This window comes from Embleya sp. NBC_00896 (genome assembly GCF_045207785.1).
Taxonomy (GTDB): domain Bacteria; phylum Actinomycetota; class Actinomycetes; order Streptomycetales; family Streptomycetaceae; genus Embleya.
In genome coordinates this window covers 2500969-2513255 of record NZ_CP108777.1, presented here as the reverse complement: position 1 = coordinate 2513255, position 12287 = coordinate 2500969, and the positions used below count along the sequence as shown (strand labels likewise).

Sequence of the window (12287 nt, the reverse complement as noted above, 5' to 3'; positions counted from 1 at the left end):
GACAATGCGGCATGACGCCACGTGAGGGTCAAGCACTACCGGGGTGGAGTCGGCGATCCAGACCGTGTCGGTCCAGAAGTCACTGTCCATGGCGAGCTCACGGATCATGCGCTTGAGCAGCGGCAACGCGGCCTTCAACCGCTTGTGGTAGCCGTGCCCTGCGCAATGTCACGCCCGACTGTCCAACGATCGAACATGGCCCCGTTGGGGCAGGTAGGGGAACATGCCGGACAGGTACTTGCGGGCGTAGCGCAGCCAGCGGGCCTCGGAGTGGTAACCGAGCAGGGCCTGGGCGACCGCGAGACAGACGAGCTCGGAGTCGCTGAGCAGGGGCGGCCGTCCCATCCATCGCGTTTCTCCGATCTCGTCGTCGATCTTCACATAGAGTGCGGTCAAGAGGGTGTTCAGGTCGGTCGTCACAAACTGATCTTGGACGCCCTCTGCTTCTGGGTACTGTCCCGTTCGGCGTCGCGTGGTCAGGGGCGAGTGGCCGCGACCAGCCAGACGGCGCCGCGCAGGCGGACTCCCTCCGGGGTCTCGTACTGCCGGAGCGCCGCGGTCACCTGCTCGCGGGCTTTGGCAGTGACCTGTTCGGGGATGTTGTCGAGGTTGAAGCGGACCGGGCTCATCGCGAAGAAGAAGTCGGCGGCGTCGCCGGCATCCCGCCCCCAGTGGACAGGTCCCTGGACGGACGTCGTCGTCACATCGGCGAAGCCAGCGGCGGTGAGTACTTCGTGGACGCGGGCGGGGTCGGAGAGCGACATCATGCCTCGCGCGGCCGGGGAGGGCTCGCGCATGAGGGCGTTCACCGGCGCGAACACCTGGGCGGATTCCCCATGAGGGTCAGGCAATTGTGGGCAGATAAAGGCGAGCCGGCCGCCAGGGCGCAGAGCGCGGCCGATGTTGGCGAACGCGACGACATGGTCGGCGAAGAACATGACCCCGCCCCTGCTGATCACCACGTCGGAACCGTCGGAAGGAAAGGGGTGGACCTGCGCGTCTCCCTCCTCAAAGATCGCGTTGGTGACGCCTTCTTCAGCGGTGACGGCGCGGGCCCGCTCCAGCATCGGCGCGGAGATGTCGATCCCTACGGCCTGCCCGGAGATGGCCTGGCGGGCTGCGCGGCGGGTGGTCTGACCGGCTCCGCACCCGATGTCGAGAACGCGGTCGTGCTCGTTGATTGCCGCTGCGGTGAACAGCGCGTCGTCGAACCCGCCGTTCAACGTGTCGAAGCGGTCATAACGGTCGGCCCAGTAGGCCCCCTCGGGGCCGTTCCATGCCTGTGCTTGTTGGGTGTTGGCGATCGGCTTCATCAGCGGTACTCCAGTTTCATTAGAGTTGACTTCTAGAGTTCAACTCTAGAGATAGAGTGCAGTCATGGCTGATGTCAAGAGGGCGGGGAAGCGGGCGCTGAAGGCCCAAGAGACGCGGCGGCGCATCCTGGAGGCCGCACGTGAGCTGTTCGTGGAGCGCGGCTACGGCGCCACGATGCTTCAGGACGTCGCGGCCCAGGCGGGGGTGGCCGTGCAAACGATCTACTTCGTGTTCGGGAACAAGCGGTCCCTGCTCAAGGAACTCGTCGACATCTCGATCGTCGGTGACCACGAGCCCGTGGCCACCATGGACAGGCCGTGGTTCCGCGACGCATTGGCCACCGGAACCGCCGATGCACAACTGCGGGCGCACATCCGCGGGACGCGAGAAATCCTCGAGCGCGTCGCGCCGATCATGAAGATGGTCGACACGGCGGCCGCGTCGGATCCAGAGGTCGCCGGGCTCTGGCAACAGGACGAGGACCCGCGATTCGTCGTTCACGACACTGCCGCGAAGGCCCTGATGGCCAAGCCGGGAGCACGCCCAGGAGTGCCTGCCGAGAGGGCCGCCGACGTGCTGTTCGGTGTGCTCAGCCCCGAGCTCTACTTGCTCTTCGTTCGCGAGCGCGGCTGGTCACCCGAGCAGTGGGAGCAGTGGACCTACGACTGCCTGCGCTCCCAACTCTGCTCCGTCTAGAACTTCCTTCGAACACCGACCACATTGGAACTACTCGTCTAGCATGTGACGATGCGGCCCTTCGGGTACGAACGCGATGACGCGGAAGTGCGGGACCTCGCACGCCCGACGCGGCCCAGCCGGGTGGCGGGGGTCGGCATGGCCGGGTTCTGTGATCGTGGCATGACCGCGGATCGGCACCGGAGGGTCCCGCGCCCGGCTGTGACGCTGGTTGTGGAGTTCGGTGCCGGCCCGCTCATCGTGGACGATGCCGTCGGGCGGCAGCAGCGGGGAAGTCTCGTCGCCGGGATGGGGTTCGGCCACGGCGTGATTCGGATGCGGGGCGAGAACCTCGAGTGTGTGCAGGTGCGCCTGTCCCCCGTGGTCGCACGTGCGGTTCTGGGCACCTCCCCAGCCGACCTGGACGGCACCCTGGTGGCCCTCGACGACCTCTGGGGCCGAGAGGCGTCACGGTTGCGTGAGCAACTGGGCGATGCCTCGTCGTGGGAGGATCGCTTCGCGTTGACGGACGCGTTGCTCGTCCGCCGACGTGCGGAGCGGTCGCCGTCCGTGGATCCGGAGGTGGCCAGGGTCTGGGACCGGATCGTCGTCGGCCGCGGCCTGGTCCGAGTCGACAGACTCGCGGCCGAGGTCGGATGGAGCCGCAAGCGCCTGTGGTCCCGGTTCCAGGCGCAGATCGGCCTGCCGCCCAAGCGCGCTGCGAGGCTGGTCCGCTTCGACCATGCCGCCCACCGCCTGGCCGCCGGTGAAAACCCGGCCAGGGTGGCGGCGGAGGCCGGCTACGCCGACCAGTCCCACCTGCATCGGGACGTCATGGCGTTCACCGGAGTGACCCCGTCGACCCTGGCCGGCGAGCCACGTCTGGCGATGACGACACGGTAATGTGCGGTTCGTCGCGAAGGTGAGCAGACGGGCTGTCGCCGCCCGGCGCACCGTGTCACGCGCCGAGACCGGGGGCGGACTCTGCTCCGACGGTGACATCGTGCCCCTCCCCCGCACCCCGCAGCAGGCGGGACCCGTGGTCCGACGATTCTTCGAGGACCTGTTCACCGCGTTCAGCGTCACCACGTCGTGAAGATGAGCGGGATGCCCCACGCGCGACATCCACCTCACTCGGTCATGCTCCCTGCCGGGGCCGAGACGGGCCACCGGGGGCCGGTGTCGGGGTCGCCCGCCCAGACGAACTGCTCGCCGTCCGGGGCGACGGTCATGCCGTGGTCGTACAGGCCGACCGCGCCGGCCGCGATCCACGCGTCCCAGGCGGCCTCGAGTTCGTCGACGAGGCGACGCGGGCCGCCCTGAGAGGCGATCGTGCGCCCGTCCGGCAGCGCTGAGACCGTCGCCCAGGACTCCGTGCCGTCGTGGAGGCGGGCGTTGACGCCGTCCGCGTCCACGCTCGTGTCGAACAGCACGTCGGGCAGGGCAAGGCGCAGTGCCCAGAGCAGGTGCGCGTTCTTGTGGAGGGGGCGCAGGTCGCGGCTGAGGAGGTGTTCGTGGTCGGGGTCGCGGTCGGCGCGGACTTGGCGGTGGGTGGGGGTTGCGGGTGTGTCGCGGGCGTTCATGAATTGGGCGAGGCCGTGGAGCCATCCGGTGGCGGAGCGGCCGTCCTTGGCGACGGTGAGGGCGAAGTAGCCCAGGCGGGTCCAGGGGAAGACGATGTCGCCGCCGGGTGTGGTCTGTTCGATCCAGGCGCGGGGGACGCGTTCGACCGCGTACGTGGCCACGATCCGGTCGTAGGGGGCGGTCGGGGCCCAGCCGAGGGTGCCGTCGCCGAGCTCGACGTCAACGCGCGCTCCGGTGCGGGCCAGGGTCGCTGCCGCGGTGGTGGCGAGGGTGGGGTCGGCTTCGACGCTGGTGACGTGTCCGGTGGGTCCGGCCCGGTGGGCGAGCAGGGCTGCGTTCCATCCGGTGCCGGTGCCCAATTCGAGGATCCGGTGGCCGGGTTCGACGTCGACGGAGTCGAGCATGTCCGCGACGATCGACGTGCACGACAGGCTCGAGGAGGGCCGGTCGTCGACGAGTTCGGTGACGGCCGCGTCGTAGGGGCCGGCGTGGACCAGGCGGGCCCACCGGTCGGGGTCGACGGTGCGGTCGATCGGTGTCCAGGCGTGGCCGTCCCAGTCCCACAGCCGGTCCGGGGCGAACACGTCACGTGGCAGCGCGTCCATCGCGGCGCGCACCCACGGGGAGTCCTTGGGCCAGGCGCCGCTGTCGTCCATCGCGGCGGTGGAGCGTCGACGATGCTCGACCAGGTCGTCGGGGTCGTCGCTCACTCCTGCTTGTCCTTCTTGTGCTTGCCCTTGGGGTCTTCCGGTTGCGGCACCCGGCCGTCACCGTTATCGGGCGGAGGCTCCCCCTTGGCCAGGTCCTGATCGGGCTTGCGATGATCGGCCATCGCACCCACCTCCTCGGTGTCGTCACCGTACGCATCCTCATGATGACGCGAAACGCCGACGAGCGGGAAGGCCCTCGAGGGTGGACGCGATATCGCACCGGTATGCGGCGGAATCGACCGATTCCAAGGGCGCATCACCATGCTCGGACAGCAGCTCAGCTCGCCGAACGTCAGGCCGAACTCGACGAACAGGCAGAGGAACTCGACGCCGCGCGAGCCGCCGACCGCGAGCTCACCAGACCGCACCAGCCACGGGCCGCTGAACGCGGTCCCGCGCAAGCGCTGGACCGCGTTCTCACGCCTCACCCGACGCGCTTTCGGCGCCCCGGCCTCGCTCGGACGGCGCAGGCGTGGCTTGTCCGTCGGCCGCAGTACGGCCGCAGTACGACGCTCCGGCTGTATCGAGGGTGCGGGCCGCCGTCGGTCCACGCGCGCGCGATGGCCCAACCCTTGGTTGCGACCGTCCCGCGCAGAAGTACGACCCCGCGGGGATCATGCGAACCGAACCGAACCGATCCCGATCCGGCGCAGCCGGTCGGGCCGGGTGGGCGCGGTACGGCCGGCGTCAGTGGGAGGCCAAGGCCGCCTTCGTCATGCTTCGGGAGCGGCCGCGGTGTCTCCGAACGGAGTCACCGCGAAGCCGAAGCGCCCGCGTCACCGCGACCGGACTCGGCGGTCACGGTGCCCGCCGATCACCGTCCGAAGTCCTGCGTCCACCATGGGCCGCCGGGACCGGTGTGCACGCCGACGCCGAGCGAGGTGACCTTGCAGTCGACGATGTTCGCGCGGTGCCCCGAACTGTTCATCCAGGATTTCATCACGGCCTCGGGAGTCGCCTGCCCGCGAGCTATGTTCTCCGCGGCGAGGTTCGTGATCCCGGCCGCCGCCGCCCGGTCCCACGGACTCTTGCCGTCCGGGGTGTCATGCGCGAAGTAGCCGCGTTCCGCCATGTCCTTGCTGTGCGCCCCGGCGAGTTCACGAAGCGGGCCGTCGTTACGCACGGGGGCGCAGCCTGCTTTGCCCCGTTCCACGTTGACAAGGGTCAGCACGCGCTCCTCCAACGTCGCGGAGCCGCCGTCCGTGGATGGCTTCGAAGCGGTCGCGGGCGCTGACGTGGAGGCGGACGGGGGTGGCTGCGGTGGGCGTGTCGACGGCGCCGGGGGCGTCGTCGAGTCGGCGGGCGTGGGTACCGCCTCGGCGGGAGGGGCCGCGGGCGGCGTCGATACCGAACCGGCGGTGGCGTGCGTCGGCGGGGGCGACCCCGGCCTGTCACGGGCAACGGTCGAGGGAGACTGCCGGCCCCGCCGGTTGTCGACCGTGGTGGGATCCGCAGGCGATTGCGCACTCGCGGGGGGCCGACCGCCCGCGTCGGTGATCGGCGGCGAGGGGGACGTCGACTCGGCGTCAGTCGTCGGCGGGGACGTGGGTGCATCGGAGACGGCAGTCGGCGGCGACGGGGGCGCATCAGCGACGGTCGGCGGCGAGGGCACCCGTGTGGCCTCGGCCACGTGTTTGTCACCGCTCCCGTCGACTCGGCCAAGCGCGGCGGTGCCTGCGACGACGCCGAGGACGGCGACCACCGCGAGGACCGGGGCAACGGCCATACTCGATGGTTGGCGATGCCGCCCACGCTGCCGCCACGGGCGGGCCGCGCGGGGCGGTTGGCTGTCTTCGGGCCATCTGTGCCGGGCCATGGTGCTGCACCCCTTCCGCTGTCGGACGTCGGGCTTCACCGAGTGCCAACCCGGCCGAGGTCACCCGAATGGGTGACGAGTGCCGGAGACTATAGCAATCTTGCTGATTCGCTTCCGAAGCCGGCGATCAGCCGCAGTGGGACCTTGTCGATCGATTACGCCACGATCCGCACACCGCTCACAGCACGACACCACCGGCGCCGGGCACCGGCGAGCGGCGAGGATCTGCCGCACGGCACGGCGCATCGCACGGCGAGAGAAGCCGTCGCCCGGGCCACGATCACCCGCTCGGAAGGCGACGAGCGCCCTACGAGCGGGTGATCCGGCGACGCCTCATCGGTGACCCACCCACCCCCACAGGTACGGCCGCTCGGACGGCGGGACGGGGGGACGGGGGGACGGCCACCACGACGCACCCTGGGCGGCGAGGTGGAACAGTTCAACACCTTCGGGCACGGCCCTGCCGCGCAACCCCGGCACGCCGGTGACTACCCGGGCGTCGTCGGCATCGACGCCCGGGAGCAGAGCGTCGAGCACACTCTCCAGGAGCCATCCTCGCCCGGGCGGCTCGACGCGTCGCCACGCGGGATGGCGATGCACCCCTGCGGTGTGATCATCACCGACGCCACACTGCTGGACCGATTGCCGGTGCAGCCCACACCCGGCGGCGGCTTCCCCATGGTCCAGGCCGCGGCGGAGGAGGTGGAGGCGCTCGGCCTGATCAAGCTCGACGTGCTGATCTGAGCTGCTGTGTACGGACGGCCGAATGCACGGAAGGTCCAGCCGGCCTCCCGCCAGGTGCCGGCGTTGAGCCTGGCGCGGCCGTCGATGACCCTCGCAGCCGGACACGGGCCGTCAGGCGGTGTAGGCCGACGTGGCTGAACTGGTCCCATTCAGGGCAGCGTAATCCGGCGCTGCATCGCCTGACGCAACCCAAAACCGACCGACAAGCCCCGTCTACGAAAGATCGTCAACAGGGCAAAACGTGGCCTGACGCGCCACTACCAAGCCGGGCTGCGGTCTTCAGCGAAGTGCGGCAGAACCATCTCGACCAGTGCGGCGACGTCGGCGTCGACCATCGGCTCGCCGGTCATGCCCATCCGGTGGAGCAGGACTCCGACCACGACGTCGATGAAGAACAGGACCCGGTGCTCCGGCTCGCCGAGCGCGTCCTGGAGCGCGAGCCGGTACGGGTCCTGCAACCGCGCGGACAGGATCTCGCGCAGGGCCGGGTCGCTGACCGCGTCACTGAACACGCCGGCGAACGCGTCACCCACCCCGGGTTCACCGATCTTCCCCGCGACCCAGTGGATGGTCGAGGACATGAGCTCGGCTCGACTGGTGCCCTCCAGCGGCGGCGGGCCGAACGCGTCCAGAAGACAGTCCACGATCAGCGCTCCCTTCGACGGCCAGCGCCGGTAGACCGTCGACTTCGCGACGCCGGCCGCGGCAGCGATGCGCTCGACGGTGGCGCGCGCGTAGCCGAGCTCGTGGACCGTGCTCAGCGTCGCGGCGAAGACCACGGCGTTGACGCCGGTGCGCGGGCGGCCGGGTGGCCTGGCGGATGTGGTCGATGCCATAGCCAGACGATACCTGGTTTCGCTACCTTAGGTTTCGATACCTGAGGTCGCGTAATTCTGTGGGCAAGGAGATGACATGAGCGAGGTCACTGCTACGGAGCGGCCGCCGGTGCCGAACTGGTCGGCGATGACGGCCCAGGAACTGGTCGCCTACCGCGACGCGGAAAACCGCTTTCGGGCGTCCGGCGCGGCGCGGGCGATCACCGGGGATCCGGATCCCGGCGCCGCGATTCAATGGCGGAAGGTGACGCTGCCCGGCCGCGAGCTCCCGGTCCGGGTGTACCGGCCGGCCCCCGGGCGCGACGGCGAAGGCGCCGACCGGACCGAGCTGCCACTCGTGCTCCACGTGCACGGAGGCGGGTTCGTGGGCACGGCGGTGCAGAGCGACTGGATCAACAGCCACCTCGCCGCCCACCTGCCCGCGGTCGTCGTCTCGGTCGAGCACCGCCTCCTCGACCCGGAGACTCCGCTGTCGGCAGCCGTCGACGACGGCTGGGACGTGCTCGATCACGTGGTGCAGCACGCCGCGCGGTGGGGCATCGATCCGGCGCGGACCGCCGTCTTCGGCGAGAGCTGCGGCGCGTTGATCAGCGCCCTGGCAGCGATCCGGGCCAGGGAGGCCGGACCGCACCTCCAGGCGCAGGTGCTGGTCAATCCCGCTGTCGACGTGACCGGGACGATGTTCGACCACGCCTCGGTCACCGAGCACGCCCACACCCCGACCCTGGCCGTGCCGCAACTGCGCCTGATCCAGCGGCTCGCTGTTCCACCGGGAACCGACCCCCGTGCGCTCTCGCCGCTGTATGCCGACAACCTCGACGGGCGGGCTCCAGCGCTGGTGGTGGTGCCGACCCACGACCCCCTGGCCGATCACGGCCGCCGCTACGCCGAACGACTGCGAGCGGCCGGGACGCCCGCGCGGCTCACCGAATACCCCGGAGCGGGGCACGCGTTCCTCAGCATGCCGGGCGTGGCACAGCAGGCCGAAGCCGCGCGGGCGGAGATCCTCGAGTTCCTCCGAGCCTCCCTCGCCGCGTAACCCGAAAGGAAAGCATTCCAATAACGAAGACACCCATGAGCGATGGGCCATCAACGCGATGCACACGGACTCAACGCCACAGACCCGAACCAACACGGTTCACGAACCACCGCGGACGACAGGGGTAGACACAATGAAACGCATCGGCATCATCGGAGTGGGCGAGATCGGCCGGGCCATCGTGATGGGCCTGTGTGATGGGGGCGACAAGTCGCCGGAGGTCTTCCTCTCCCCCCGGGGAGCCCGCACTGCTGCCGAGCTGTCCGAGCGCTACGAGAGCGTACAGGTATGCGCCGACAACCAGGAGGTCGTGGACCGCTCCGACGTGGTGATCATCGCCGTACGCCGCCAAGAAGGGCACGAAGCACTCGCCGGCTTGAAGGTGGACGGCGACAAGGTGGTGGTCAACGTGATGGCCGGCGTCGGCATCGACGACCTGCGCCGGACACTGGCCACCGACGCCCCGCTGGTACGGGCCATCCCCTTGCCCGCCGTACGCGAACGCCGCTCCGTCACGGCGACGTGCCCGTCGCACCCGGTGGTGAATGCCCTCTTCGAGCACCTGGGCGGGGTGCTCCCGGTCGCGGACGAGGCGGCCTTCGACGTCTTCTCCGCACTGACGGGGACGCTGACCACCCACTACTGGTACCTCGCCACGCTCACGTCGTGGGCCATCGGCCACGGCATCGCCTCCGACGACGCGGACAGCTACGTTCGCGGCCTCTTCCAGGGGGTCGGTCGCTCCCTGAGTGACGAGACCCGTTCCCTGCACCAGCTCGCGGCCGACCACGAGACCCCGAACGGGAGCAACGAACGCATCCGCACCACATGGTTCGCCCCGGCCAACTCCGACGCCCTCAACAAGGCCCTCGATGACCTCCTCGCCGACCTGAAGTTGCCCCGGGTAGAGGGCTCGCACCCGAAGCCCCCCGTGAGTTGACCGTGAACCCAGGGGCCATCCCCCAGAATCAGGGCAATCGACCCCCCTCGGGTTCAGGCTGAACAACCTTCCAACCGACCCGAAAGGAGCTTGGGGCCGCGGCCTGTTGCGTGTCCGATCCCACGCACAAGCGGCTCGGCCGCGTCGGCTGCCGGGTCCGAACGGCGCCTCGCCGGCCCTCGACGCGAGGTGGGTGACGCGTGCCTCGGCTTCCTGAACCTGCCTCGAACGCAGCCGTTCGATCTCGTCGTGCCGGGCGGCCATCCACGAGATCGCCAGAAGCCTGAACTCGGTCACCTTCGCCAACTCACCGTCTCGCCGCGCGATCCGTTCTCTGAGTTCGGTGTTCTCTTTCGTGAGTCCTTCGATCTGCGCGGCGCGGGGATCGACGACCGCGCCGGCGTCCTGAACTTCCTGCAGGCGCCGCGCGAATCCTCGGCCAGATGCCGTGCGGCCTGCAGGCAGGCGGCCCTCCTGGATTTCGCGGAAGGCCTGCACGGTCAGCTGAACATGGTGCTCTTCCTCAGCCTCCTCGACCTCCGCGAGGAACAGCCGCTGGGATCCACCGGGGCGCGCCGACGGCATTCTCGAACAGCAAGTAGTCGTCGATGAGAATGGGAATCCCACCGGCTGAGAGTGCTCCCATCCCACGACTCCCAACCTGCCGCGTGAGGCTGGTCATGCGCATGGCCGGAGACACTACGTATCCGACAGGACGAAGCGCGACAGACTCGAACGAGCCTGCTGCCAAGGCGAGTTCGGAATCCCGCAGCGATGAAGCAGCGACTTCCGAGCAATACCTCGCCGCCCGCCACGGCGCCGCCCCCACCTACCCGCACCCCGATCTGGAACCGGTCCTCGCCGACACCTACGACGTCACGATCCGGCACGAACAGATCATGGGAATGTTGTCGATTTTGACGGCTCGGCCAGCTCGAAGGCCCCACGGTTGGCCTCGCCGGCACCGAAGCCAAACTCGCTCAGCTCGCCAACCGCACCGTCCACATCGGTATGCCCGACCTCCGCGCGCCCTCCGGACGCACAACACCCACCCATCGCCAACTGCCGGTCGTCCCGTGAATAGTCATCACATGCACCCTGCAGAGGATCACACGGACGCCGCCGCTCCGAGTGCCGAAGAGCACAGCGCAGTGCACGCGGCCCTCACCGCCGTCGCGAGCGCCTGGAGGGGCGGGCCACCTCCCACCCTGAACTACCTGCTTGCGCAGTGGAACGGCATCACGGCGGAGTTGGAGGCGGAGGGCTACTCGGACTGCGCACCCGAGTTCCACCACGACATCTGGTGCCGCAACACCCTTGCCCAGGTCTGGCCCCTGCTGCCCCCACGCATCCGCACACTCAGACAGCCCGAACTCGACCGCATCGATGACCGATACCGCGAGGCCACGGTTCCGTGGCCCGGACGACCCCAGGACGAAGCCGACTGGTGGCACCGGCGGGTTCCCCGACGCCTGGAAGTGGAAATCTCAGAGCACCGCGAGGACGACTGGCCGTGGGGTTGGGAAATGATGCCGTTCCCCAGGCCGGATACCGTCGAGATCATCACCTGGGGATGATCTCGCTCGAACAGGCATGGATCCACTGGTAGTTCAGAGAAGCTTGTGGCCCTGATCGTCTTCGTCAGTCGGGGGTTTATTCGGGGTGTCAATGACGATCAATGGTCAGTAGCTCGGGATCGTCCCAGACGTCCGAATGGCCGGGGGCGATGCGGAACCGCCAACCGGGAGGCAGGCCAAGATATGGAAGAACCTCGGGGCATCTGTCGAACACGCCGTTGCTTTGGCGCGAGCTATGCGCTCTGAATCCACTCGCCTTCCCCTCCCCATCCACGGGCCCCTCATCAACCACCGCTGCGAAGCGCCTGGTCATGCTGCCGGGAACCACGTCACGGCTTCAATCTCAATCGTTCAGAGAAGCGTGTGTTCGCTGCCCGGGAGGAGCGCCGGAAATCGCCGATCCATCTCGGTGTCCCCGCCCTCTTCGAGGCCGCCGATCACACCACATTTCCGGTCTCCCGTTGCAGGGACTCGGCGACTCCGCATCGAAGGACGCTGAGCAACTGTGAAACCAATGCGGAGCCTGCGACTGCAAGCCCCGCACCACGGAACTCAGAGCGAACCGCACCAGACGTTCAGTTACTGACGCCGTTGGCCAAGGACACAGAACTCGTTACCCTCGGGGTCGGCCAATACAACCCACGATTGATCACCCTGGCCAATATCAACACGCTGTGCGCCATGAGCCACCAGACGATCCACCTCGGCGTCCTGATCATCAGGCCTGAAGTCGAGATGCAGTCGGCTCTTAACCTTCTTGCTCTCATCAAGCCGGACGAATTCCAACCCCGGCAGGCGATCCGGCTCCGGGCGGATCTCGAACTCCTCATCAGAGGAGTGGACCACGACCCACCCAAGAGCCTCGGCCCACCACTGCCCCAAGGCGACCGGGTCTACCGAGTGAACAATTACCTGCTCCCATTCCAAGGTCATCAGCCGAGCCTAGACCTCCAGGCTTCGAAAACACACTCGCATGAGGAGGGCCGACTGCCTGCAGTTTCGGTTAGTGCCTGTCCGGCGGTCATGTGACTGGTTCGGTCGGGCCGGGGTCG

General features: G+C 68.7%; 12 protein-coding genes and 3 pseudogenes. 8 read left to right on the top strand and 7 right to left on the bottom strand.

Annotated elements, in window-relative coordinates:
• Positions 1 to 36: 36 nt before the first annotated feature.
• Together OG928_RS44645 and OG928_RS44640 are read right to left on the bottom strand one after the other, a co-directional pair.
• Positions 37 to 420, bottom strand: a pseudogene (locus OG928_RS44645) (hypothetical protein); the annotation flags it as partial.
• 56 nt (positions 421 to 476) lie between these two features.
• Positions 477 to 1313 (bottom strand): class I SAM-dependent methyltransferase, encoded by an 837-nt coding sequence (locus OG928_RS44640; RefSeq protein WP_331767743.1) that lies wholly within the window; start codon positions 1311 to 1313, stop codon positions 477 to 479.
• 64 nt (positions 1314 to 1377) lie between these two features.
• Here OG928_RS44640 and OG928_RS44635 point away from each other — a divergent pair, with 64 nt between their 5' ends.
• Together OG928_RS44635 and OG928_RS44630 are read left to right on the top strand one after the other, a co-directional pair.
• Positions 1378 to 2010 carry a helix-turn-helix domain-containing protein gene (locus tag OG928_RS44635; RefSeq protein ID WP_331767742.1) on the top strand — a complete coding sequence of 211 codons (633 nt, stop codon included), beginning with the start codon at positions 1378 to 1380 and terminating at the stop codon, positions 2008 to 2010.
• A 51-nt stretch (positions 2011 to 2061) separates the two neighbouring features.
• Positions 2062 to 2892 (top strand): helix-turn-helix domain-containing protein, encoded by an 831-nt coding sequence (locus OG928_RS44630; protein WP_331767741.1) that lies wholly within the window; start codon positions 2062 to 2064, stop codon positions 2890 to 2892.
• Positions 2893 to 3119: 227 nt separating this feature from the next.
• Here OG928_RS44630 and OG928_RS44625 read toward each other — a convergent pair whose 3' ends face one another.
• The 3 genes from OG928_RS44625 to OG928_RS44615 form a co-directional block, all read right to left on the bottom strand.
• Positions 3120 to 4283, bottom strand: coding sequence for a methyltransferase domain-containing protein (locus OG928_RS44625; RefSeq protein WP_331767740.1), 1164 nt, complete (start codon positions 4281 to 4283; stop codon positions 3120 to 3122).
• On the bottom strand, positions 4280 to 4711 hold the full coding sequence (locus OG928_RS44620) for a hypothetical protein (protein WP_331767739.1): 432 nt from the start codon (positions 4709 to 4711) through the stop codon (positions 4280 to 4282). Before OG928_RS44620 ends, OG928_RS44625 begins: the two co-directional genes overlap by 4 nt.
• 386 nt (positions 4712 to 5097) lie before the next feature.
• Positions 5098 to 5454, bottom strand: coding sequence for a CAP domain-containing protein (locus OG928_RS44615; protein WP_331767738.1), 357 nt, complete (start codon positions 5452 to 5454; stop codon positions 5098 to 5100).
• Between the two features lie 1212 nt (positions 5455 to 6666).
• Between OG928_RS44615 and OG928_RS44610 the strand changes: the two are divergent.
• Positions 6667 to 6837: pseudogene (locus OG928_RS44610) on the top strand (hypothetical protein); the annotation flags it as partial.
• Between the two features lie 263 nt (positions 6838 to 7100).
• Here OG928_RS44610 and OG928_RS44605 read toward each other — a convergent pair.
• Positions 7101 to 7679 carry a TetR/AcrR family transcriptional regulator gene (locus OG928_RS44605; protein ID WP_331767736.1) on the bottom strand — a complete coding sequence of 193 codons (579 nt, stop codon included), beginning with the start codon at positions 7677 to 7679 and terminating at the stop codon, positions 7101 to 7103.
• Between the two features lie 76 nt (positions 7680 to 7755).
• Here OG928_RS44605 and OG928_RS44600 point away from each other — a divergent pair, with 76 nt between their 5' ends.
• The 5 genes and pseudogenes from OG928_RS44600 (at position 7756) to OG928_RS44580 (ending at position 11235) form a co-directional block, all read left to right on the top strand.
• Positions 7756 to 8718 carry an alpha/beta hydrolase gene (locus tag OG928_RS44600; RefSeq protein WP_331767735.1) on the top strand — a complete coding sequence of 321 codons (963 nt, stop codon included), beginning with the start codon at positions 7756 to 7758 and terminating at the stop codon, positions 8716 to 8718.
• A gap of 133 nt (positions 8719 to 8851) precedes the next feature.
• Positions 8852 to 9658, top strand: coding sequence for an NAD(P)-binding domain-containing protein (locus tag OG928_RS44595; RefSeq protein ID WP_331767734.1), 807 nt, complete (start codon positions 8852 to 8854; stop codon positions 9656 to 9658).
• 189 nt (positions 9659 to 9847) lie between these two features.
• A complete protein-coding gene (locus tag OG928_RS44590; protein WP_331767733.1) occupies positions 9848 to 10270 on the top strand; it encodes a hypothetical protein in 423 nt (140 codons plus the stop codon).
• Positions 10267 to 10566: pseudogene (locus tag OG928_RS44585) on the top strand (hypothetical protein); the annotation flags it as partial. The gene OG928_RS44590 and the pseudogene OG928_RS44585, both read left to right, overlap by 4 nt.
• 183 nt (positions 10567 to 10749) lie before the next feature.
• Entirely contained in the window at positions 10750 to 11235 is a 486-nt protein-coding gene (locus OG928_RS44580; RefSeq protein WP_331767732.1) for a hypothetical protein, read from the top strand.
• 579 nt (positions 11236 to 11814) lie between these two features.
• On the opposite strand, the gene OG928_RS44575 is transcribed toward OG928_RS44580, so the two are convergent.
• A complete protein-coding gene (locus OG928_RS44575; RefSeq protein ID WP_331767731.1) occupies positions 11815 to 12168 on the bottom strand; it encodes a VOC family protein in 354 nt (117 codons plus the stop codon).
• Positions 12169 to 12287: the final 119 nt, after the last annotated feature.

Bases quoted from the DNA above. Each gene is read 5' to 3' on its own strand.
- OG928_RS44640 (WP_331767743.1), bottom strand. From the start codon at position 1,313: ATGAAGCCGATCGCCAACACCCAACAAGCACAGGCATGGAACGGCCCC.
- OG928_RS44635 (WP_331767742.1), top strand. From the start codon at position 1,378: ATGGCTGATGTCAAGAGGGCGGGGAAGCGGGCGCTGAAGGCCCAAGAG.
- OG928_RS44630 (WP_331767741.1), top strand. From the start codon at position 2,062: ATGCGGCCCTTCGGGTACGAACGCGATGACGCGGAAGTGCGGGACCTC.
- OG928_RS44605 (WP_331767736.1), bottom strand. From the start codon at position 7,679: ATGGCATCGACCACATCCGCCAGGCCACCCGGCCGCCCGCGCACCGGC.
- OG928_RS44600 (WP_331767735.1), top strand. From the start codon at position 7,756: ATGAGCGAGGTCACTGCTACGGAGCGGCCGCCGGTGCCGAACTGGTCG.
- OG928_RS44595 (WP_331767734.1), top strand. From the start codon at position 8,852: ATGAAACGCATCGGCATCATCGGAGTGGGCGAGATCGGCCGGGCCATC.
- OG928_RS44580 (WP_331767732.1), top strand. From the start codon at position 10,750: ATGCACCCTGCAGAGGATCACACGGACGCCGCCGCTCCGAGTGCCGAA.
- OG928_RS44575 (WP_331767731.1), bottom strand. From the start codon at position 12,168: ATGACCTTGGAATGGGAGCAGGTAATTGTTCACTCGGTAGACCCGGTC.